This window comes from Spirosoma endbachense (assembly GCF_010233585.1).
GTDB classification, from domain to species: domain Bacteria; phylum Bacteroidota; class Bacteroidia; order Cytophagales; family Spirosomataceae; genus Spirosoma; species Spirosoma endbachense.
Window position 1 is genome coordinate 2,571,119 of record NZ_CP045997.1, and the last position, 21,527, is coordinate 2,592,645.

Sequence of the window (21,527 nt, forward strand, 5' to 3'; positions counted from 1 at the left end):
GTGTATCGGCAGAACGCTTTATCGGGCATTCTTTTCCCTTGTCCATACCAGCCGAAGCCGTTGATGTCCCTGAACCTGATATTCCTGATACGTTTTGGCAGTTTCGCTGGGCTTGAGCGGCTCACTGGCGGGAATGTCCTCATCAAAGAGTTGTACGGTGGGCAGCGTTCCGCTTTTGGCCAACAACCGAACCCGGCAAGTACAGGAGGCAGTACCGGCCAGACGTATAATAAGATAGCCACTGGTTTTTCTCGTTACCTGATAGTCAGCCTGATAAATCGGGTAGTCAGCAAAGACAACGACCGGCACGCCGGTGAATCGTTTATAGGCATAACTTGTCAGGATATACGCTAAGGCTCCCCCATATACTTCCTGCCCGACAGCTCCGGCCTGCTTCCAACCCGTCGATATGTCCTCCAGGGGAATGGGTAAGTCCCGGATGATTCGCCCTTCTTTGGGGGATTGACAGACGGAATCCGCGGCTAGTTCCGACGGATAATAATACCGACCCCTGTGCAGCAAATACTTCATGTACTCCGAAAAGAACAGTCTAATGGAATCAGGAACATCCCGGTCTACTTCCTTGAGATAGTTGATCATGGTGGCCACAATTTCGCCTTCTTCGTAGGCGGCCAGATACGGAGCATTCCGGAGGGGAGCCACGCCCAAAAACGTACTCCGATCCTTGCCAAAGCCGAATTGGCAATCCCAGATCCATAACCGGGCGATGACGTTGGCCAGACCGAGCCGACTCTGATCGAAATACAGTCGGTTGCCGGTAATTTTCCAGAGCTTGGCGAGTGTCAGCGCACTCATAATGGTAATATTACTCTGATAGAGCAGTTCAAATCCTTTACCCCTGAGCCGCTCAGCCGAGGCAATGGCTTCATCCAGATAGCGAACTTCTTTCGTAAGTTCATAGACCTGCACCATGACGTGTGTATACAGACCCGCTACGTCCAACTCTCCGCCTTTTCCTGTATCGGTTTCGGCCTTTATGACCTCCAGGGTTCGAATGTCATAAAATACCGGCCAGTCGTATCCGAAGTGATGAGCGGCTTTAATGACAAATTTCAATGAATTAAACAGGAGGTCTTTGGCCTCTGTATTGCCTTGATCAGCTAATCGGCCCAGATTCATTAGTGTATGTAACAAATACCAGGAATCAATTTTCGCCGGGTCCTGCTCCTCACTACGTTCATCTATATCCTCTTTAAATGTACCGCCTGGTAACCACCGCATGAGCGTTTGTTGTTTCTCATCATAAAACGAGGGCAGGTTCTGCTGGAGGCTCTCGACCAGCGGTACCGATTTTTCGCCCCAGCGCTGGTATTCCCAGAGCGGTACCAGGATGGCCAGCTGCACCATGCTTTCGGGAGGTTTATAGGTAGCGTCGACGTAGGCATTGAGGTAAAAGTTTTTTTGAATCATACGCCCACAGCCCGACGATTCACTTAAAGCCTGAATCGTGCGTTCGGCTGCTTTAGGCCAGTGATAATATTGGGTCTGGGGCTTGGGAAGGTGCAGATAAATGCTGGCCATTGCGTCCAGAAACTGATCAGCAGCTTCAAATTCGCTTTCGGGAATTACATCGCTTAAATAGAGAAAGGCATCCGAGAGCGTTATTTCGCTTCCGGCTGGCAAAGGCGAAGTAGTGCCCGGCAGAGCAAAGCCGACCTCGGGCCATTGAGCACTGACCGTACCCGAGGGTTCGGTTTGGGTCGCCTGAAAATAGTCATTCAGGGCCGTAAAGTTCTGGAAATATAGGAGCGATCCTTCGGCCGGTTTGGTCACCGACAGATAAGCAAGGCCGGAGGTTGGCCCGGTCTGGGTGACATAGACCATACCCTGTGTTGTAGCCGGATTATAGTCGTTATCCAGTATATACACATCCCGGGGAAACGCCTGAATGGTAAAGGGTTGGTTAGGTATTAGTGTGGTCGTATAGCGGAGTAGCGGATAATCGCTCCTGGGCAGTTCGACTGTTACACGAAATTGCCCCAGGGCACCCTCTACCAGATAGTCGACTTTTGTTTTACTGTTTCGCCCAACCCTGAACCCCTTGATCAGCTGAGGATCAAAGCATGTTCGAATCGCTAATTTTCCCGACTTGCCAAAGTTATACAGTAGCCAGAATGAATTCGTCGTCAGGCAGACGCCCAAATAGCCCTGTTCAAGTTGTACCCGGGCGTCAGCCCGGTGTGTGGCCTGTTTAAGCTGTTCATTAAGTCCCCTTACCCACTGGGATGTTTCTTCGGTTTCGGTGAAAGGTTGCCAGTAAGTGGGACTGTTGTACGATTTACTCCGCATCGGTAATTACGCTAACTAGTGTTCGATGAACTAGACATTCACCAGGTAATCCGTCAGAAGTTTCCACTGGATTTTCTGATAAAATAGCCAGCCTGTTTCAGCAATGAGCGTGTTAATCAGGGCACGCTCGCCGGCCTGTGGCTGCTGGTTGTTAATGCCCTCCTGTTGCCCAATCTGGAATGCCCTCAGGGTACAACTCACTAATTCTACCCGAAAGGTGCTGCGAGCCTCTTGATTAAAAAAATGGTCGATCTGGCCTGGCTTACTGGCCATCGGATCAGTACTGGGTTGAACAGTGAACTCCGCAAGCTTTTTGTCCAGTGTCTTATGGATGACGCGTACCCAATTTTCTGGTGTTGGGCCGGGTAATACAATCTGAATAAAATCGCCTACATCGACCGGGCCAGCGGGTTTGGCTTTACCAACCGTGTCGTAAAGCGCGAAATCTGCCGCAATGCTCGAAAGAGCCGACCAGCCATTCACATTCAATAGTTTCGCTACGGAAGAGGCAAAAGCGTTCCCGGACGTCAATTCATCCGGGAACGTAGTGTAACTGACATAGATACTGTCTTTGGTTGCCTCACCCTGAACGACCTTACTTTCGTATCGAATCTTCTCAACAATCGTTTTGCGTTTCATAGGTATAACGTTGTCATCCGTTATGATAAAAATCAGTCGTTGGTGTTCTTTAAGCGGCCAACCTCTTTTTTTTCCAATTCAACAAAACTACCAGTGCCGTAGTGACGACGACGCCAATCAGTACGTTTTGTACTAATCCTTTCCGGTTGTATTTCCAGTCCGCTTTCCAGCCTTTTTCCGCAAAAATATTCGGTATATGTCCTTGTCGGAGATCATCAACGATCCCTTCCACCACATTGATTCGATCGGCCAGCAGTAAAGGAAGCCAGTGCCCGTATTCGGACTCACTTGATTTGAAAGCGTACCGTCGGATGGCGCCACTCAGACCAGAAGGTGGTGAAGAAGTACCAAAAACAGCCGAAAGATTAGGTCGTTCATTGGATTTAAGTATTTCGACAGTTACGGCCTGAAGCGGGGGTCTTTCCCAGTTAAGTCGCTGGTGATCGTCACCCGTATAGTTTTTTATTGGGTAGGTAGGCTCATTTTTCGGGTCGGCATCTACCCCCCACCCCTTAATATGCGAATACTCGTTCGGCGTTTGTTCCATAATTCGATGAGTTATTTCCTGGCTGAAGGAGGAATAAGTATAGGTTTGATGCAATTGTCCAGTTTGGCCGAAAAAATATGGTAGGCATCAGCAACTTCTTCTAAAGGTACGCGGTGCGTAATGATAGCCTTTGGATTCAGTCGCCCGGCCTGAACATGGTCGATGAGTTTGGGAAGCAGGCGTTTAACTGATGCCTGGTTGGCCCGAATGGTGATGCCTTTATTGACGACGTTCCCAATGGGGACCAGGTTGTCGGTGGGGCCATATACACCCACAATCGACACGATGCCGCCTTTCTTAACCGAATTAATCGCCCAGTGTAGCGCCGTGGCTGAGCCTGCCTGTAGCAGTAGTTTTTTTCCCGTAATGGTTTGCAAAGCACTGCCCGAGGCATCTCCGCCTACGGCATCGATACAAACGTCTGCCCCAAACCAGTCTGTAGTTTTCTTGAGAAACAGGACGGGGTCGTCCATCGACCGGAAATTGTAAGCTTCACACTGGGCATAGTCCCGCACGAAATCAAGTCGGTATTCCAGGTGATCAATGACAATGACACGACCAGCCCCAAACAACCAGGCGCACTTAGCAGCCATAATACCAACGGGTCCAGCCCCAAAAACGACCACGGTGTCGCCTGTCTTAATGCCACCCATCTCGGCAGCCTGATAGCCAGTTGGCACTACATCTGTGAGTAGAACCGCATCATCATGGTCCATCCAGTCCGGAATAATAGTTGGGCCTACGTCGGCATAAGGTACCCTGACAAACTCAGCCTGCCCTCCATCGTAGCCACCTGCTGTGTGAGAATAGCCAAATATGCCTCCCACGGCCGTGGCCTGTGAATTTGATTCATGACAATTCCCAAAAAGCCCCTGCTTACAAAAGGTGCAGGTTCCGCAGGCTACATTGAAGGGAACGATGACATTATCGCCAACGGTCAGTTTCTGAACCGAGGAGCCAATTTCTTCGACAACACCGATAAACTCATGACCGAACGTCATGCCTACGCGTGTGTCCGGAACAAGTCCGTGGTATAGGTGCAGATCCGATCCGCAAATGCAGGAGCGGGTTACCCGAACAATCGCATCACCGGGATGAAGGATTTCCGGATAGGGTTTTTGAGCGGCCCTGACACGATAGGGGCCTCTATAATTCATGGCTAGCATAGGAGTGTATCTTTAAGTAAGGCCATGGCAATCGTCATTGCTATTTTTTTCATCCGTTGAGTTGGTTTACATATGCGCTATTTACACACTGGATTAACCTTAAAGCATAAGCACTTAGCGCTTATGCTGTTAATAGGAGTAAGGAAACGGTACCAGGACGATGGATAGAGCTGAAATTTCTCAAAAATTTCGTCTAATGGCTGAAGACAGTTTTCACCAAACCCATTGGGACCGATGCCTCACACAATGACTTCTATTTCAGGACGATCATGGTGCAAATGTGTTGGCTGTTTATGGAGTTTTTTATTCCATTTACCATCGAAATTTCGCAAGCGGAGCATTACTTATATAGTCAAACTTTTCTAACAGTAAGTTAGACTTTTACGATTTTCCTATGGAACCTGTTTTCCCTGATTTACCCCAGTCCTTATCGGCCATCGTTTCCTATTTATTTGCACAGCGGGAAACGATCTTAAATAAATGGCGGACTGCTTGTCAGGCCGATCCATCCTTAAGTAAAGGATTATCGTTGAGCCGGGAAGAATTTAATAATCTTCTGCCACTTATTTTAGATATCCTTGAAGCACGTTTGCAGGGACAGGAACCAATCGCTGATGCTGCCATAACAGCTCAGGCGCATGGTTTACACCGCTGGCAAAAATCCTTTGACCTCCTGAACACGATGCGGGAGTTGTCTCATTTAACCCAAATTCTGTATAGTGAGCTCAGAGTCTTTCAAGGCCTTTTCCCACTGACGGATGCTAGTCTGTTGCTTCAGGTGCATCAACAAATTGCCCAGATTATGCAGGAAACCATGGAGGGTAGCGTCTTTAAATTTGATGAACTGCAACGGCTGGAAGCGGTTCAGCGGGCGACCACACTACAGCAAGCCCTCGCGCAGATGACCGAATTATCCCAGGAAAGGGTGAATTTACTTCGAACATCTGCCCACGATTTACAGGGAGGGCTGGGCATCATCAACGGAGCGGCTTATATGTTGAAACTGGAAGGGTTAAGCGACGAGAAACGGGAGCAGTATCTGGCCATGCTCAGTCGAAACCTGGCTAGTGTAGAAGTCATGTTAACCGAGTTGATGGATTTATCCCGAATCGAAGCGGGCGAAGAAACGCTTCAGATTCAGTCCGTTGATGTGTCCCTGTTACTGAGTGAAATAGTGGAAAGTGGTCAGACGCTAGCCCATGAGCGTCGATTAATACTACGCGCCAATGGCCCTGCTTCGCTATCCGTTGAAACCGACCCGATCAAACTGCAACGGATTGTACAAAATCTCCTTCTCAATGCCTTGAAGTATACCCCAACTGGCTTTATATCCATATCCTGGTCGTTAGAAAATGAAGCGCGATGGCTGGTCAGTGTTCAGGATTCGGGTCCAGGATTGCCGTCTAGCTTAGCAGGTGTCTTTGGTGATCAACTTAGGCCCACAGTCGAAGCGACCAGTGTGCTGTCCGTCGACGCTGGAGAACCAGTGACCGTTTTACCAGAACACGTGCCAACGATTCCGGGCAGCGCGGAATTGGGCGAGATGGCTCAACGGGCTACGCAAGGCGAAGGAATAGGCCTTCAGATCGTCAAACGGTTATGTGAACTATTAAAGGCAAGTCTGGAAGTAGAAAGTATTGCCGGACGCGGTACATTGTTCCGAATCCGCTTCCCACTTCATTATGGCCATTCAGGGGGTTAAGCGATGGTAATGGCAAGTCAACTTGTTCGTTTAACGCATTCGTGCGGAATCATTACCAATGAAAAACACACAGGAATGAAGAAGCAATTAATTTATGTAGTAGACGACGAGGCTGACTATCTAACGCTGGTTCAATTTGTATTTGCTGAATTTCTACCCCAGTATTCAATCGCTGTATTTCAAAATGGTGAGGTCATGATGGGTAACCTACAAAAAGGACTTGAGCATCCCGTTTTAATTTTCCTTGATCTGCACATGCCCATCATGAACGGACAACAAACGTTGAGGGGGCTTAAGCAACGATTAGACTGGAAGCCGATCCCCGTTGTTATGGTGACGAATGGCGCATCCGATCAGGAAGTTCAGGCCTGTTACGAGGCCGGAGCAAATTCCTGTCTGGCAAAGCCCATGAACATAGAGGCTATGCAGCTTTTATTCAACCAGGTCTGTTCTTACTGGGTTAATACAAATGGACCAATTCCTTACTAAGCAGCCAAAAGAAAACGAGCGAAATAAGTTAGAAACTGATTTGAAACAAAATCTCCCGTGTTACTCATCCATCAACTCCTTGAACAGCCGTCATTACTCGCTTATTTTACGGGGGCCGATAATTATGCCTGGCTTCAATTTCGAAATGGTGAACGACGATTACTGGCTAAACCATTGGTGTATTTTGAAGAAAGGCTACCCACTTTTATTCGCATCCACAAAACGGCCCTGATCAATCCAGCTTGTATAAGCAGCCTGCAACCTCCTCCTCGCCCCAAAATGGCGGGATCGGTGCGGTTAGTGGATGGTATGGAGTTGCCGGTAAGCCGTAGGCGTTGGCCTAAAGTGTTTCAGTCAGTACAAACCGACTGCGGTCTGGTTGATTCCACAGACAGTTCAAGTACAAACCAGTCAACATGCGACATGGCTCCTGAAAAGGCATTGGAACCCTTTTTGCTGCAGACAATCATGTCAGGCGACACGCTACTATTGACCCAGCATGGACTCCATGAATTAAATTTACCCTGTAGGTTGCAGTCAGCTCAATTTGGCGTCGAACTGGCTTCCGCGATACTGCTTAGCGCCCCTGAAGAATGGCCCGTATTGATTCTGATCGATGCCCGAACCAACCGGGCAGATCGAATTTTGACGTTACAGACCCTCAAAGGTCATCCACAGTTACGGGCCATTCCTGTTATTTGGCTGGTCGCTCCCGGTCAGGATATGATGCAGGCTTACCTGTTGGATGCCAATTCTGTTGTCATCGTCTCCGAAGAACCGACTGCCTTTGTCAAGACGATTAAGGAATTGCTTTATTACTGGTTAACGATCGTACAATTGTACACGTAATCAGATGGTTCCGGGTTAAAAAAGGGAATAGCCAATTTTCGGTAGGGTAACCGTTTCCCACCAATAAGCCCGAAGTGCCTGAAATTGCTGTAACCAATCCGCCGACAGGAGGGGTTTAACTAAATATGAGGAACAACCTCGCTGGTAGGCTTCCCGAATATCACGCTTATCCGTTGATTGGCTTAGCAAAACAACCGGTATTTTACCCATAGCTGCTGGCAATGCTTTAATTTGTTCAAGCAAATGCCAGCCATTCTGTCGGGTGGGTAGATACAAGTCCAAAAGAATTAGTTTAGGCAACGTCCATTCTTCACGGCTACACTGGTTCAGATAGGCTAATGCATCTTCCTCTGAATGGACTAAAACGGGTAGTATTTCAGGTAAACATTGACTCATCGTATCCTGCATAATCATCCCATGGTCCCGATTATCGTCAATGATCAATACATTGGCATTCTTGAAGTTAGACTGAACTGATATGTTTGTTTTTGTAAGACTATGCATACGCTGAGTAGGGATGTTCAGTAACAAATATACACTTATATAAGGCATTACTAATCATATATTTATAATTAAAAGACCTGAAAATTAATACCGTTGTACTGCCTGGTACTTACGGGAACCGTTTCCTCATTCGTCGGTCAAATAAGCACGATAAAATCGGACTTGCCTGGTTGAGTTTATATATCTCTACCAATCAAGCCTGCCCTTGATTAGGGTCAGACAATCAAAACGCAACGCTTTCGACGATGAGCAATCCTTTAAAAGGAGTCTCGGCAATCCCATACCAGACGAGCCGACCTCAACATGTATTCACTGACAGATCAACTCAACGATTAAACAACGACTCGTTTGAGAGGGAATCGCCACAACCTGATTTCGAACATCTACTTTGCTTTGCCCATCTTCGCTGGAACTTTGTTTATCAGCGGCCACAACATTTGCTTAGCCGGGCCGCCCGTCAATGTAAAGTCTGGTATGTAGAAGAGCCAATCTGGCAGGATAAACTTTATCTGGAGATTCGGTCGGTAGCCGAAAACCTCTTCGTTGTGGTGCCCCATTTGCCTAATGACATTGATGAACAAATGGCATGTCAGCTACAACGACAGTTACTCAATGAATTAATCGAACAACAGCAAATCACCAACTTCATCAGTTGGTATTATACACCGATGGCGCTTCCCTTTACGGACCACCTTCACCCAACCCTGGTTGTGTATGACTGTATGGATGAACTATCGGCCTTTTTGGGAGCCTCATCCCAACTTATTGAACAGGAACAACGGCTGCTGAAACGGGCCGATCTTGTGTTTACCGGTGGATACAGCCTGTACGAAGCCAAGCAAAAGCTTCATCCTAACGTCTATGCCTTTCCAAGTTGTATCGATTATGATCACTTCGCCCAAGCCCGCTCTTCCCTTGCTGGTGCGGGATTTGATGATCCCATCGATCAGGTGGCTATCCAGGGACCCCGAATCGGATACAGCGGAGTCGTCGATGAGCGGCTGGATATTGCGTTACTGACTAAATTGGCTCAACAGCAGCCTGAATGGCAGTTTATTTTCCTGGGGCCGATTGTCAAGATAGACCCTTCTACTTTACCAACCGGATCAAACCTGCATTTTCTGGGCATGAAAAATTATAAGGAATTACCAGCCTATCTCAGCCACTGGCAGGTAGCTATGATGCCGTTTGCTATCAACGAAGCCACGCGATTTATCAGTCCAACAAAAACACCGGAATACTTAGCAGCTGGTTTACCTGTCGTGTCTACCCCTATCCAGGATGTTGTACGTACCTATGGCGGCTGGGATCGGGTTGTAATTGCTGATTCCGTGTCAGCCTTCCAGCAGGGCATCGAATTGGCCTTGAAAAAACCACTGGGCAGTGATGAAGTAGCACTGGATCAATTTTTACGGAAGCAGTCCTGGGATCAAACCTGGCGACACATGCGACGTATAGTGAGCGAACAGGTCGTTTCGATTGGGTTGTAATCATATAGAAGTTTGTGGTTTTGGGAATACCATCAGGCAACCCCACCCCGGCGTTCAATCTGATTAAGGACCTGCGCACGGAGTCTGGGCTACCATAGGCGATATGAAGAGTAACGTACAAATTGGTACCTGTGGCCCTGGTAGCTCTAAAGCTGCCTATGCAAGCCTATTTTCCTGTGTCGAAATTCAGCAATCCTTTTATCAGCCGCCCCAGCTTGCCACCCTGGAACGTTGGCGACGAGAGGTGCCGACTGATTTCGAGTTCACATTGAAAGCCTGGCAACTTATTACGCACTCAGCAAAAAGTCCAACCTACAACCGGCTTAAACGAAAACTTTCGGAACTGGAGCGGTCAGAGGCCGGGTATTTCAAACCGACTACTGTTGTTGATGAGGCCTGGCAATACACCCTGGCTTGTGCTCAGGCGTTGGGTGCTCGAACTATCCTGTTTCAGTGTCCGGCCAGTTTTACCCAAACGCCTGAGCATATTCACAATCTGGTTCACTTCTTCTCCCGAATTGAGCGGAAAGGGCTGACCTGTTGCTGGGAGCCCCGCGGCTCCTGGGACAACCATGTGATCAAAGCGTTATGTGAAGACCTTCACCTGTGGCATGTGGTTGATCCCTTTTCCAGTACGACTGTAACTCCGGAACACGTTTACTTTCGGCTTCATGGCCGACAGGGATGGCGCTATCAGTATGAGACCGCTGAATTAGCTGATTTAATGGAATTACTACCTGCCGACAAACCTGCCTATGTCTTCTTTAATAATAGTCAGATGAGAGCGGATGCGTTACTATTCAAAGGTATCTGGGAAGCGGTTTCTCGGTAAGTAGGGTACTGAAATGCCTGCTTAAATTCCCGAAACCGCGTAAACGGATTGCTCTCTTACGATGGCCACTTGTTTTTAACGTGGTTGCCTTTTATCTCCCTTCCGATGCCCGATGACTGTTCTGATAAACTGGAAATGAGACAACGGCACTACCTTCGACAGTAGGATACAGATGAAGGTATGATGAAACCAATTTGCTATAAAGCGGATCGATTTTGACGAATAAACGTAGAGGTGTACAGGAAAATAGTTGCTGTAATGCACTGATCAGGTGCTGCATTTACTAGTCACTTAACCCTTTATTGGGTAAACTGGTCGCTTTTCTCCAATTTGAAAAAAGGAAACGAAGGAGCCAAATCAGCCCATTTTTTAAACAAACTCTGCTCATTCCGTTTATACAGATGTATCGAAGATGGTCGGGGACTTGCTTTGGCGGTCGTAAATTTTATGACTGAACGCCTGGTTTCTTACTGGGTTCCTATATTCTTTTTTGCTATTAAATATGGAGACTAAGCATCCGAATACCAGTTTTTCAGCCAGTCGACCCGAAACCGAAGCCGAACCGGAAAATTTACTTCCCCGGGCGGTTCTTCGTCCCAACAATTATATGGTATTGGATGGGGAATGGCTGTTCGCGCTGGACCCCAACGATCAGGGCATTCACCAACAGTGGTATGTACGGCATACATTCGAGGGAGTGGCCCATTGGCCAGGGTCAATCGAAGCGCATCTGGCCGAGGCTAAGGTGCAATCGATGCCCACCGGCTGGCAGGATAAAGTGGTTGCCTGGTATGAAAGGGAGTTTATATTACCGGATCGCAGTGAATCCACGGCCCGATCCATGATTCAGCTTACCTTCGGCGCATGCGGGTACGAAACCCGGGTTTGGCTGAACGGGTATCCGCTTCATACAATTGAAGATGAAGAGGTTCATTTTGGTGAATATACCTCTTTCTCCTACGAATTTCCGGAAGAATTCCTGCGCCCAACGAATCGGTTGACGGTGCGTATTGCTGACACGATGGATGCAGAAATTCCCAGAGGCAAGCAGGAATCCCACGTCTACAAACGAGGGGGTATCTGGTATCAGACCTATACGGGTGCCGTCCGGAGTGTCTGGATCGAAAGTGTCGAGCGAAACCGGCTACGTTCACGAATCGGCGTGGTCAGTGAAAACGACGACCAATTGGTGCGGTTTAGCGTAACAACACGTATTCATGATCCGGGTGACTATACGCTTCGGCTTCAGGCCTTTGACCTACATTCGACCGAGCCGCTGGTTACCTCCGACTTCCCCCTTCGGCTGGAAGCTGGCCAGAAGCAACAGCGGGTAGTCGTTGATCTGGAAGGAGCTCAACTCTGGTCGCCTGAGTCGCCGGTACGGTATAAACTCATTGCGCAACTAATCGATTCGGATGGGTATATCGCTCAGATTGAAACCCGCTTCGGGCTACGCAAAATTGAAGCCAGAGGGCGCTACGTTTATCTGAATAATAAGCGAATTTATCTGGATGGGATTCTCTATCAGCCGGGTACGGCCACGTACGAAGAAATGCAGGCCCATATGCGAGCCATGAAAGCACTGGGTTGCAACCTGGTCCGGGTTCACATAGCGGGTGTTGACCCTCGTATCTATAATTTTGCCGATAAACTGGGTCTGTTGCTCTGGGTAGAAGTGCCCAGCCCCCACAGTTCAACCCCCCGAAGTCGTCAGAATCACCGGGCTGAGCTGCTGCGTATGGTGTCGTTGATCTGTACGCACCCATCGGTGGTTATCTGGAGTCTCTATAATGAAGACTGGGGCGCTCAGGATATAGCTACCAACCCCGAAACACGGCAGTACATCCTGGATATGTATCATTACATGAAACTGGCTTACCCACAGTATCTGATCGTGGATAACGATGGCTGGCATCATATCTCGTTCGAAGGTCGCTTAAAGTCCGACCTATTGACGGCTCACCTGTATACAGCCGATCTGGATCAATGGAAAGCCTTGCTGGATCGACTAACCAAGGGTGAGTTGACTGGCGTAGCTGCGTTCCCGCTGGTGGTCGGTGACCCGTTTTTTTACCGGTGCCAGGTACCCTTGCTCGTCAGCGAATGGGGCGGTTTTGGATTTGTTAACTATGGTGGTCCAAACGAATCTCAAGACCGTACGGAACAGATTCGTCTCTTTAAACAGGCTTTACGGCAGTATCCGGTTGCCGGTGATATCTATACGCAGGCAACTGACATTGAAGAAGAACGTAATGGTCTGATTGATCCTCAATCGGGCGAATTAACGGTATCGGCGGGTTTGCTTAACTCCGCCGATACCGAACCGACTTGATAAGATAGGTATCACAGGTTATTTGCTATGCCCTGATTTACTACCTCCCGTTGATCCACCTGCATTGCTGCTGCCTTTGGATGAACTTTTGTGGGAGGTAGAACTGCGTCCATTTCCTTTGCTGCCGCGGTCGGTGCCGTTATCCTGGTTGCCAGTTATGCGTTGGCCTTCGTATTCTTTCTCGACTTTTTCCAGCGTCCTATTTGCCATGACGTTGTGTATTTTAGTCTATTTAGTCGAAAAACACAAAGCCATGACCACAGTTGTATCGGCTTGGTTAAAACAAGGCATTGGCCTATAATGAATCGTAAAATTTCCCAACTGTAGCTACCTGCTCGCGAAATCCGACTCCCGAACTCCGGTGTCGCAGGTGGTTAACAAACCAGACAAAAGCGCCCAGATACTTTTTGTCCTATAAGTCATAAAATGGCTACTAAAAGTGTATGGAAAGTCATCCGATTCTTCGACTCCATCGATACAGTATGAGGGTCAGTTATTCCAGCCCTTCTCCTTCATTTTTTAACTCTTGTTCAAGGTCTTCAATGGAAGGTAGCAGCGATTTCAATTCCTCAGGTACCGATCTGGTTAATTCATAATCAGCGACACTTAAGGGATTGGTTATTCCAGCCAGCGCATACTCTGCCAAGGCCTGGTTTTTGCCTTTGCATAAGAGTAAACCAATCGTTGGATTATCCTCTTTGGTACGAAGATAGTCGTTGACCACATTCACATAGAAGTTAATCTGGCCAGCATCCCCCGGTTCAACGTCTCTGGCTTTTAGTTCGATGACTACGTAATAACGTAAGCGAATATGATAGAACAGCAAATCAATGAAGTACTCCCCATCCCCTACTTTCAAAGGATATTGGCGACCAACAAAGGCAAAGCCCTGTCCCAATTCCAGCAGAAACTTACTCACCTGCTGAACTAACTGGCTTTCCACATCGCGCTCTTTGGCTTTGGCCGTGGCTACCACAAAGTCGAATACATAGGGATCATTCAATAGTTGAGTGGCCAGATCAGACTGAGGTTTAGCCAGGGTATGCTCAAAATTGGTCAGTTTGGGTGTCCTTACCTGACGCTTGTACAAATCCATCTCAATTTGATGGCGAAGTACGTTTCGTCCCCAGCTTCCCGTCAATGTCTGTTCGATATACCAAAGGCGTTGCTGAGCGTATTTAACCTAGTCTAGCAGGATAATGTGGTGTGACCACGTAATTTTTGACAATACTGAGCGCAGGAATAATTGCTCGAAGTTTTCTGCATTGTCTAAAATGGGGGCGACATCAATGGCCTCCTGAGAGGTTTCAGGTAATTTTGCAACAGGGTGTTGCAAAATTAAGGGCAGATTAGCCATCACAAATTTCTTGATATAACCCAGGTTGCGGGTTGAAAAGCCCGCAACACCCGGAAACGCCTGGCGAATGTCAGCCAAAAGGCGATCAATTATTTTGGCACCTCAGCCTTGTTGCTGTTGAAAAAATAAGATTAAACTACCCACCTGCCAATAGGACAGTAAGAGTTGTTGGTTGGCCGATGTTGCTACTTTAACTGGAGCCTGTTGAATCTGTTGTTTAACCCGTTAAAGTAGTTCTGGGTACTGCTTAAACTCTTCCATTATGAAATTTAACGATGATCAGGCTGCTAATCAGCCTAGATAGAGATCGGCTACCCTTACGAAAATTACCACCCCTAGGAGAACACTCTCTGAATTAAGGTATGGGCCTGCCAGAAATGATATCCTATTTTGCCAGGACATTCGGATCTTAAGCAAGTGCAAACAAAGATAACAGTTGAAGTTCATCTGAGGATCTCATTCTATTCATGATCAGCTCTTCAATTTGTTGCATTCTTAGCCAGGCAACTAACTAGTTTTAAGACGTAACTTGTATTGGCATATTGTATAATCCAGATCATTTGCAATCGTTCATAAAAAGGGCATTTATCATCATTAATTGAACGTCTGATAATCACCTATCAAAACCGATCATTTAAACCTCCGTGGCTGTTGCACAACGCTAATGGAGTAGACTTCGCTGATTTGAGGCTGCTGGCAGAGCCGTTTTTTGCCAACATATTCAGAATTTGACCAAGTATATGGCTATATCAGTCACAGGCTTAACCCGAAAGGAGTTGTGCAATAGCCACAACCGATAATTTTCGGGCTAAGAAGTCTGGACCCTACTTGATATCAGCCATTGCAGCCGCATAATCAGGTTCTTGCCCTATTTCCGGCACTTGCTGTTCGTAAACGATTTTTCCTTCAGGATTCACTACGATTACCACACGACTTAAGTACCCTTTCATGGGGCCGTCAGCAATTTGCACCCCGTAAGAATGGCCAAATCGAGCTTTGTTGGAATACGGACAATCGCACTGCTACCGCTACGTACCAGTCCGCCGGGATTCTGAAAGGTCGCCCGCATATTGATGGCCCCGGTTTACGAATTGATCAGCCCACTCGCGGTTTCTACTTTGCCTTTTGTAGGAAGCTGTACGCCATTGGCCAGAACAAGGATCACGGGACATCGACTGGACTGTAAATGGTGGTTTAGCTCAGATTCGTTCGGGCATTATTGAAGGCAGCTTTCGCCTGAGCCAGAGCCGCCTGCTGGGATTCGAGTGTATATTGAGCCCCTTTGAACTGATAATCGCTAACGATATCCTGCTCAACCAGCGGCCTAACCTTGTCCACCTGCATCTGGGCGGCATTCACATTGGCAAGCGCAATTTTGATATTCGCTGCAGCAGTTTGTAAGTCCTGCTCATATTACGGGGCATTGATATGAAACAGGGGTTGCCCTTTTTTAACGGCAGCCCCTTCATCGACGTAAATCTTTTCGACATACCCGTCGATCTTCGCCCGAATCTCGACATTCTGAATTCCAAGTATGGAGGACGGATAATCGGTATTTGTTTCTGCCTTTCTGGGCGCCAGTTTCATGACAGTATAGGTCATAGGCTGCGTTTTCGTCGTGCTGGTATCGGCAGTCGCGCAAGAGGAGACAATGACCGTTGAAAGAAGGACTATATAAGAAAATAGCTTGCAGGATGTAGGCATACTCTGTTCGGAGTGGGTGACCAAAGCCGCCAGTCAATGATTGTATGCCAAAACTCCCGGCCAATTCTGAATTTTTTCTGCATGTGTTCCAGAAAGCCATTCGTATTTCCTAGACAGTTATCATGAAAAGTACAGCTTTTGAAAATGCGGGACTTAACCTTAAGAAAACCAACTGCTAGCACGGTATTGCCAAAAGCGGGTGTATGAAAAACTAGTAAGCTGGCGGCAGTAATCCAACTGCAGACGGTCGCTGGTACTGTTGGGCATATCACTTAACATTTGTCAATCCTTTTTCTTGATTTAGCGCAATTTATGTTCGCTTGCACACCCGTAATTTTGAGTCACTTAAAAACAAGCGAACAAACATGGAAACCTCCGCAAAACTTTTGGAAGACAGCCTGCTCGTCATTTGGAATGATAGAAATACAGAACGCAGACTTGAAGCAATGAATGAGATTTATGCCGTTGACATTATTTTTTATGAAACAAACGAAGGTCAGCCCATTACTGGCTACCAGGCCATAAATGAGCTAATTTCAGGATTGCAGACCCAATGGCCATCAGCGTTCAAATTTGAACTCACCGGCCCGGCAAAGGTGAATCACCAGGTTCAGCACATCGCCTGGCGACTTGGCGTTCCCGGTCAGGCGCAGGTGGCAACCGGAATGGATGTTGCCATTATTGACAATCACAAAATAAAGTCACTTCATTTATTTTTGGATGCCCCGGAAAACTGATCAATTGAAGAGACTCTTGTCATTAAGGGCTTACCTGTGCAGCGTTCTTTTTCGAATCCGGCTCAGGATTTCGGGTGAAATACCCAAGTAGGAGGCTATCATACTTGGGGAGAAGCGCCTGATAAACTCAGGATACGTCTTAGTCAGCAGATCGTACCGTTCTTCGGCATCCAGACTGATGGAAGAATGAATCCGCTTTTGGGTGGCAATGGTACCTTTACGGTCAAGTTTAGTAAACAAAAAAACCTCTGTTAGTCGAAATCGGTCGAGTCGAAAACTCAGTCTAGAAATGTGTCAATGATTCCGGGTTTTGTATAAATCCTCCTCAAGGGGCACCAATACCTTTGTCGCAGATTAATGCATAACGAATTAGTATCATGGCAAAAATAATTTTGATCACTGGAGCCTCTCGGGGATTTGGTAAAATCTGGGCAAAAGCCCTCTTGGAACGGGGTGATAAAGTGGCGGCAACCGCCCGAAAACTAGACGACTTAGCAGATCTTGTTGCGCAATATGGCGACGCAGTTCTTCCGATTCAACTTGATGTAAATGACCGGGCGGCCTGTTTTGAGGCCGTCAATAAAGCGACGGAATACTTCGGTCGTATCGACGTATTGATTAACAATGCTGGCTTTGGCTTATTCGGCGCCATTGAAGAAACAACCGAGCAACAGGCCCGCGCCCAGATGGAAACTAACTTTTTTGGCCTCCTTTGGGTGACACAGGCTGTCGTTCCAATCATGAGAGCGCAACAAAGTGGACATATCATTCAGGTATCAAGCTTCCTGGGCCTGGTCACCTTGCCGGTTTTAGGGCTCTATAATGCATCCAAATATGCCGTTAACGGGCTAAGCGAAACCCTGGCCACTGAAGTTAAAAGCTTCGGGATTCATGTAAGCCTGATTGAGCCGAATGGTTTTTCAACGGACTGGTCGGGCGCGTCCGCTTTCCAGACAGAGCCAAATGAAGTGTACGCACCCATTAAAAAAGCATTTGCCGATGGAGCAACCCCCGATACCTGGGGCAAACCAGAAGCCACAGCGGCTGCGGTTTTGCAGCTGATTGACAGCCCAAATCCACCCTTGCATTTCTTATTGGGAAAAATTGCTTATCCTGGCGTTAAACAGGTGTATGCAGATCGGCTTGCCGAGTTTGAAGAGTGGAAAGACGTTTCAGTCGATGCCCACGGTCATTGATCCTGCAACTCAAATTTAAGTTTATCTGTTACAATCTACTCCCTCAAAAGAGTAGATTGTACTTTCATTTTTAGCCATGAAACATTTTAAAACACTAAATGATCTGCATCGCGAAAATGGCTTTCCTCTCCCGGAAAATCCACTTTTCAGTATCTATCAATGTGATAAGACCTGTACAATGGGCGATCGGGAATTTACGAGTGATTTTTATATGATCGGCTTTAAGAAGATAAAGTCTGGCGTTGTGCTCTATGGTCGAACAAAGTATGATCATGAATCTGGGTCAATGATGTTTTTCAAACCCAATCAGGTAATTGAGATGAACAATCTGGAATTTGATGAAGATGGATTCCTGGTATTCATCAGCGAAGATTTTTTGAACGGCCACCCATTGCACCATGAAATAAAGAAGTACCATTTTTTTGATTACGAGACCAATGAATCCCTGCATTTATCACCAAGTGAAGAAAAGATAACCTGGGAGCTATATCGTAAAATTGAAAACGAATACAATAATAACCAAGATGAATACAGCCGCGAAATCATTCTAGCCAACATTGATACACTGTTGAAATACGCCCAACGATTCTATAAACGACAGTTTATTAACCGCTCAGAAATTTCAGGCAAAACCGTCACTAAATTTTATGCAGAAATAGACGCCTACGTGGCTAGTGGATTTTTAGGTGTTAAAGGTCTACCTTCTGTTCAGTATCTAGCCGAACGACTCCATCTCTCTGCTGGCTATTTAACGGACCTGCTCAAACAGGAAAGTGGAAAAACCGCTCTGGAACATATCCATCTGTATTTAATATCGGAGGCTAAAAACCGACTAAAAGGGGAAGAGCAGTCTGTTTCTGAAATTGCCTATGGGTTAGGCTTTGACAATTTATCCTACTTCTCCCGCTTGTTTAAGAAAGAAGTGGGCATCAGCCCGAATATGTTCAAAAAGCAACTGCTTAATTAATAGATGTATTGGTTATGACTACGTAAAACCTTAGCGACCACACGGCCAGTGAATAGGACGGTTCCTTGTAATCGTTCAAATGGGCATGTTTTATTTATGAATTCTCTTCTTCGCCACTCGCCGATTTGCCTTTCTTCACTTTGGCCCCATTCAAATTCCCGATTTTATAGCTGAACGTCAAGCGGATACTGGAGTTATAGATATACTGACGGAAATCCTGGTTAAATTGAGCGGAGTTCAACACCGAGGTGAAGCCCATACCGTTGGTCAGGAAGTTCTCGGCGGCTAAGCCTATGCTACCCCGTTTATTAGTGAAGGCTTTGCGGGCACCTAACGAATATTGAGCAAACCCAATCCGATAGCCTTGCAGCGCGATGTCCTTACCCCGATAGCCGAGGTTGGCCTGAATCGCCCAGCCTTTGTCAAATTGAATCTGGGTATCGAACCGGCCACCCCACCGAACACCAGTGTTACTGAGCGGAATGGACAACCCCGACACATCCAGTGCCAATCCGCTGATGTAGCGGTACATAATATCAATGTTCGTATTGACGCTCCATCGGGGTGTAATATTCACCGTAGCAAACAGGTTGGTGCCGTAATTATACTCCTTGCCAATGTTAGACCGGCGGCTTACTACTGCACCAATCAGGGTATCCGACCGTTGACTAATCGACTGAATATCATCCCTGTTGAGTCGGGAGTAAAGCGTTAGGTTCAGATAGGTTTTTTTGACGTATGTACTATACCCAAATTCAATCCGATCGGTTATTTCAGGCTTTAAATACGGATTGCCGATGGAAACATTATAGGGATTGGCTGCGTTGAAATTGGGGTTCAGATCCTGAACATTCGGGCGCTGAATCCGGCGATTGTAAGCCAGTTTAATCGTGGTTGACTCGTTAAGCTTTTTCGAGAGATTAATGCTTGGAACCAGTTTGCCGTAGTTCGGAATGGAAATCGGTCCTTGCCCGCCAGCAGACGCCTGAATACTGGTGTATTCATACCGTGTTCCAGCCTTAATCGTGATCTTATTATGGGTCGTTAGTGTATACGATAGGTAAGCTGCCCCAATGTTCTGATCATAAAGCAAGGAGCCATCCGGTCGCTGGCTGTCAACCACATAATCGGAGGTCGGTCCCGCCAGTAAGTACTGATACTGGCTGTTGACTCTCCGATAGGTTTCTTTGGCCCCAAACTCCAATTGTTGGGCTTGGCTGATGGGCGTCTGGTAATCCACTTGCAGAACGAACTCCTGACTGGTATTGAAGTTCAGGTTCCGCTGCCGGGTGGTCAGGATGCCCAGCGTATCCAGATTATTCGCGTCAAAATTATTGGTCAGGTGATTCTGGCTATACTGGGTCGAAATGCTTAATTCCCGTTGAGGTCCGTCGCCCGTGCCTGGATAGGTATGCAGGTAATCGATGTTCATATCGACCGAGTTCGACAAATCCTGACTATTTACATCCCGTCTCGACGGTGCTCCTACGATGTCTCCCTTGAGCAAACTGGTTGCCAGGTGCTGATCACGACTTAAGTTGCGCACCCCAAACCGAACACCGCCGGTTAGCGATTGATTTTTAGCGATATCGTAGTCCAGCCCCAGGGCATACTGCCCAAAGAGGCCCTTATCGAATCCATCCGAATGCTGACGAGTCCGGACGGGGGCAATGGATTCACCCAGAAAGGTAGTCTGATTCAAATCTGAGCCTGATGGGTTATACACTCCCCGGCCATTACCGTTCAGGCTTACACCCAGTTTGCCCTTTCGGAAACTACCATTCAACCCCAGCGTAGAGGTTCGGTTGCCCGAACCTCCATCTACATCGAGGTGCAACCCCTGTAACGTATTTTTCTTGGTGATGATGTTGATAATACCACCCGAACCTTCGGCATCGTATTTAGCTGAAGGCGAGGTGATAACTTCTACTGTTTTAATCAAATCGGCCGGAATCTGCCGCAAGGCATCCGCCAGATTTCCGGCCAGAATGGATGAAGGTTTATTGTTGATCAACACGCGCACATTGGAGCTGCCCTGTAGAGATACATTACCTGCCAGATCCACCGACAGCATTGGCACTTTTTTAAGAATATCGGTCGCATCACCGCCTTTAGCTGCTAGATCGACATCTGCGTTATAGACTAATCGGTCGACCTTATCTTCCACCAGAGCTTTCGTTCCTGCCACCGTTACTTCGTTGAGCGTACGAGTGCTGGCACTGAGTCGGATAACACCCATGTCTTTTGTCTGACCTTTGGCAATCACGACGTTATCAATCGGTTTGGCATTGTAGCCCAGAAAAGAGACCAACAGTCTGTAGCTACCTGGGGCTAACTTGGTGAGTGTGAATTTACCTTTATCGTCGGCAACAGTGCCGTCAACCAGTTTATCGGTAGCTGTATTATAGACGGCAATGTTGGCATACTCAACCGCTTTTGTCAAGGTAGAGTCTACGACATAGCCCGAAATTTTTGCGTTGCCTTTTGATGAAGTTTCTCCTACTGGAATAGTCGAGGGTTGGCTTGATTGAGCCGGAACCGACGGGCTGGGTGTACCGCCCGATAGTTGAGCGAACGTAACGGTGGTCGTCAGTAAGAATAAATAAACTGTAGTTCTAAGCCACATATCCTGATCGTGAAAATTTGACTATTGCCAGATTGAACAAAATTGCCACTGGCCATTGGTGAATCGAAAAGAAACGTGGC

General features: G+C 47.3%; 22 protein-coding genes. 9 read left to right on the forward strand and 13 right to left on the reverse strand.

The features are described 5' to 3' along the window. Window positions 1-18 precede the first annotated feature (18 nt). From GJR95_RS10090 to GJR95_RS10105, 4 genes are read right to left on the reverse strand one after another with little or no spacing between them, the layout of a single operon-like run. The gene (locus GJR95_RS10090; RefSeq protein ID WP_162385747.1) at window positions 19-2,310 is read right to left on the reverse strand and encodes a hypothetical protein; all 2,292 of its coding nucleotides are present in this window, start codon (window positions 2,308-2,310) and stop codon (window positions 19-21) included. Between the two features lie 30 nt (window positions 2,311-2,340). Next, window positions 2,341-2,949 carry a hypothetical protein gene (locus tag GJR95_RS10095; RefSeq protein WP_162385748.1) on the reverse strand — a complete coding sequence of 203 codons (609 nt, stop codon included), beginning with the start codon at window positions 2,947-2,949 and terminating at the stop codon, window positions 2,341-2,343. Between the two features lie 49 nt (window positions 2,950-2,998). Beyond that, window positions 2,999-3,496, reverse strand: a complete 498-nt coding sequence (locus tag GJR95_RS10100; protein WP_162385749.1) for a hypothetical protein — start codon at window positions 3,494-3,496, stop codon at window positions 2,999-3,001. 11 nt (window positions 3,497-3,507) lie between these two features. Next, complete coding sequence (locus GJR95_RS10105) at window positions 3,508-4,662, reverse strand: zinc-dependent alcohol dehydrogenase (protein WP_162385750.1); 1,155 nt, start codon at window positions 4,660-4,662, stop codon at window positions 3,508-3,510. 394 nt (window positions 4,663-5,056) lie between these two features. On the opposite strand from GJR95_RS10105, the gene GJR95_RS10110 reads away from it, so the two are divergent. From GJR95_RS10110 to GJR95_RS10120, 3 genes are all read left to right on the forward strand, one after another. Continuing rightward, entirely contained in the window at window positions 5,057-6,364 is a 1,308-nt protein-coding gene (locus GJR95_RS10110; RefSeq protein WP_162385751.1) for a sensor histidine kinase, read from the forward strand. Between the two features lie 75 nt (window positions 6,365-6,439). Continuing rightward, complete coding sequence (locus tag GJR95_RS10115; protein WP_162385752.1) at window positions 6,440-6,853, forward strand: response regulator; 414 nt, start codon at window positions 6,440-6,442, stop codon at window positions 6,851-6,853. 57 nt (window positions 6,854-6,910) lie between these two features. Continuing rightward, the gene (locus GJR95_RS10120) at window positions 6,911-7,702 is read left to right on the forward strand and encodes a LytTR family transcriptional regulator DNA-binding domain-containing protein (protein ID WP_162385753.1); all 792 of its coding nucleotides are present in this window, start codon (window positions 6,911-6,913) and stop codon (window positions 7,700-7,702) included. A gap of 15 nt (window positions 7,703-7,717) precedes the next feature. On the opposite strand, the gene GJR95_RS10125 is transcribed toward GJR95_RS10120, so the two are convergent. Next, window positions 7,718-8,206, reverse strand: coding sequence for a response regulator (locus tag GJR95_RS10125; RefSeq protein ID WP_162385754.1), 489 nt, complete (start codon window positions 8,204-8,206; stop codon window positions 7,718-7,720). Window positions 8,207-8,451: 245 nt separating this feature from the next. Here GJR95_RS10125 and GJR95_RS10130 point away from each other — a divergent pair, with 245 nt between their 5' ends. From GJR95_RS10130 to GJR95_RS10140, 3 genes are all read left to right on the forward strand, one after another. Further along, window positions 8,452-9,696, forward strand: a complete 1,245-nt coding sequence (locus GJR95_RS10130) for a glycosyltransferase family 1 protein (protein WP_162385755.1) — start codon at window positions 8,452-8,454, stop codon at window positions 9,694-9,696. A gap of 103 nt (window positions 9,697-9,799) precedes the next feature. Then, window positions 9,800-10,528, forward strand: coding sequence for a DUF72 domain-containing protein (locus tag GJR95_RS10135; RefSeq protein WP_162385756.1), 729 nt, complete (start codon window positions 9,800-9,802; stop codon window positions 10,526-10,528). 502 nt (window positions 10,529-11,030) lie between these two features. Then, complete coding sequence (locus tag GJR95_RS10140) at window positions 11,031-12,860, forward strand: glycoside hydrolase family 2 protein (protein ID WP_162385757.1); 1,830 nt, start codon at window positions 11,031-11,033, stop codon at window positions 12,858-12,860. Window positions 12,861-12,878: 18 nt separating this feature from the next. Here GJR95_RS10140 and GJR95_RS10145 read toward each other — a convergent pair whose 3' ends face one another. From GJR95_RS10145 to GJR95_RS10165, 6 genes are all read right to left on the reverse strand, one after another. Beyond that, window positions 12,879-13,070 carry a hypothetical protein gene (locus GJR95_RS10145; RefSeq protein ID WP_162385758.1) on the reverse strand — a complete coding sequence of 64 codons (192 nt, stop codon included), beginning with the start codon at window positions 13,068-13,070 and terminating at the stop codon, window positions 12,879-12,881. Between the two features lie 283 nt (window positions 13,071-13,353). Then, window positions 13,354-13,956, reverse strand: a complete 603-nt coding sequence (locus GJR95_RS41810) for a DUF1016 domain-containing protein (protein ID WP_198424830.1) — start codon at window positions 13,954-13,956, stop codon at window positions 13,354-13,356. Between the two features lie 87 nt (window positions 13,957-14,043). Next, window positions 14,044-14,295, reverse strand: a complete 252-nt coding sequence (locus GJR95_RS41815; protein WP_198424831.1) for a DUF1016 N-terminal domain-containing protein — start codon at window positions 14,293-14,295, stop codon at window positions 14,044-14,046. 746 nt (window positions 14,296-15,041) lie between these two features. Then, window positions 15,042-15,167: a hypothetical protein gene (locus GJR95_RS42770; protein WP_394369990.1), complete on the reverse strand. Its 126-nt coding sequence runs from the start codon at window positions 15,165-15,167 to the stop codon at window positions 15,042-15,044. 244 nt (window positions 15,168-15,411) lie between these two features. Next, window positions 15,412-15,576, reverse strand: coding sequence for a hypothetical protein (locus tag GJR95_RS10160; RefSeq protein WP_162385760.1), 165 nt, complete (start codon window positions 15,574-15,576; stop codon window positions 15,412-15,414). Between the two features lie 54 nt (window positions 15,577-15,630). Beyond that, window positions 15,631-15,921, reverse strand: coding sequence for a biotin/lipoyl-binding protein (locus GJR95_RS10165; protein ID WP_162385761.1), 291 nt, complete (start codon window positions 15,919-15,921; stop codon window positions 15,631-15,633). A 365-nt stretch (window positions 15,922-16,286) separates the two neighbouring features. Between GJR95_RS10165 and GJR95_RS10170 the strand changes: the two genes are divergently transcribed. Next, entirely contained in the window at window positions 16,287-16,658 is a 372-nt protein-coding gene (locus GJR95_RS10170) for a hypothetical protein (protein WP_162385762.1), read from the forward strand. 30 nt (window positions 16,659-16,688) lie between these two features. Here the strand turns inward: GJR95_RS10170 and GJR95_RS10175 are convergent, their stop codons facing one another. Next, window positions 16,689-16,898 carry a cyclic nucleotide-binding domain-containing protein gene (locus tag GJR95_RS10175; protein WP_162385763.1) on the reverse strand — a complete coding sequence of 70 codons (210 nt, stop codon included), beginning with the start codon at window positions 16,896-16,898 and terminating at the stop codon, window positions 16,689-16,691. 137 nt (window positions 16,899-17,035) lie between these two features. On the opposite strand from GJR95_RS10175, the gene GJR95_RS10180 reads away from it, so the two are divergent. Together GJR95_RS10180 and GJR95_RS10185 are read left to right on the forward strand one after the other, a co-directional pair. Further along, complete coding sequence (locus tag GJR95_RS10180) at window positions 17,036-17,854, forward strand: SDR family NAD(P)-dependent oxidoreductase (protein WP_162385764.1); 819 nt, start codon at window positions 17,036-17,038, stop codon at window positions 17,852-17,854. Window positions 17,855-17,930: 76 nt separating this feature from the next. Then, on the forward strand, window positions 17,931-18,821 hold the full coding sequence (locus tag GJR95_RS10185; protein WP_162385765.1) for a helix-turn-helix domain-containing protein: 891 nt from the start codon (window positions 17,931-17,933) through the stop codon (window positions 18,819-18,821). A 94-nt stretch (window positions 18,822-18,915) separates the two neighbouring features. On the opposite strand, the gene GJR95_RS10190 is transcribed toward GJR95_RS10185, so the two are convergent. Then, window positions 18,916-21,447, reverse strand: a complete 2,532-nt coding sequence (locus GJR95_RS10190; protein WP_162385766.1) for a TonB-dependent receptor domain-containing protein — start codon at window positions 21,445-21,447, stop codon at window positions 18,916-18,918. Window positions 21,448-21,527 lie beyond the last annotated feature (80 nt).

Bases quoted from the DNA above. Each gene is read 5' to 3' on its own strand.
- GJR95_RS10090 (WP_162385747.1), bottom strand. From the start codon at position 2,310: ATGCGGAGTAAATCGTACAACAGTCCCACTTACTGGCAACCTTTCACC.
- GJR95_RS10095 (WP_162385748.1), bottom strand. From the start codon at position 2,949: ATGAAACGCAAAACGATTGTTGAGAAGATTCGATACGAAAGTAAGGTC.
- GJR95_RS10100 (WP_162385749.1), bottom strand. From the start codon at position 3,496: ATGGAACAAACGCCGAACGAGTATTCGCATATTAAGGGGTGGGGGGTA.
- GJR95_RS10105 (WP_162385750.1), bottom strand. From the start codon at position 4,662: ATGCTAGCCATGAATTATAGAGGCCCCTATCGTGTCAGGGCCGCTCAA.
- GJR95_RS10110 (WP_162385751.1), top strand. From the start codon at position 5,057: ATGGAACCTGTTTTCCCTGATTTACCCCAGTCCTTATCGGCCATCGTT.
- GJR95_RS10115 (WP_162385752.1), top strand. From the start codon at position 6,440: ATGAAGAAGCAATTAATTTATGTAGTAGACGACGAGGCTGACTATCTA.
- GJR95_RS10125 (WP_162385754.1), bottom strand. From the start codon at position 8,206: ATGCATAGTCTTACAAAAACAAACATATCAGTTCAGTCTAACTTCAAG.
- GJR95_RS10130 (WP_162385755.1), top strand. From the start codon at position 8,452: ATGAGCAATCCTTTAAAAGGAGTCTCGGCAATCCCATACCAGACGAGC.
- GJR95_RS10135 (WP_162385756.1), top strand. From the start codon at position 9,800: ATGAAGAGTAACGTACAAATTGGTACCTGTGGCCCTGGTAGCTCTAAA.
- GJR95_RS10140 (WP_162385757.1), top strand. From the start codon at position 11,031: ATGGAGACTAAGCATCCGAATACCAGTTTTTCAGCCAGTCGACCCGAA.
- GJR95_RS10145 (WP_162385758.1), bottom strand. From the start codon at position 13,070: ATGGCAAATAGGACGCTGGAAAAAGTCGAGAAAGAATACGAAGGCCAA.
- GJR95_RS41810 (WP_198424830.1), bottom strand. From the start codon at position 13,956: ATGGATTTGTACAAGCGTCAGGTAAGGACACCCAAACTGACCAATTTT.
- GJR95_RS42770 (WP_394369990.1), bottom strand. From the start codon at position 15,167: ATGAAAGGGTACTTAAGTCGTGTGGTAATCGTAGTGAATCCTGAAGGA.
- GJR95_RS10165 (WP_162385761.1), bottom strand. From the start codon at position 15,921: ATGCCTACATCCTGCAAGCTATTTTCTTATATAGTCCTTCTTTCAACG.
- GJR95_RS10170 (WP_162385762.1), top strand. From the start codon at position 16,287: ATGGAAACCTCCGCAAAACTTTTGGAAGACAGCCTGCTCGTCATTTGG.
- GJR95_RS10180 (WP_162385764.1), top strand. From the start codon at position 17,036: ATGGCAAAAATAATTTTGATCACTGGAGCCTCTCGGGGATTTGGTAAA.
- GJR95_RS10185 (WP_162385765.1), top strand. From the start codon at position 17,931: ATGAAACATTTTAAAACACTAAATGATCTGCATCGCGAAAATGGCTTT.
- GJR95_RS10190 (WP_162385766.1), bottom strand. From the start codon at position 21,447: ATGTGGCTTAGAACTACAGTTTATTTATTCTTACTGACGACCACCGTT.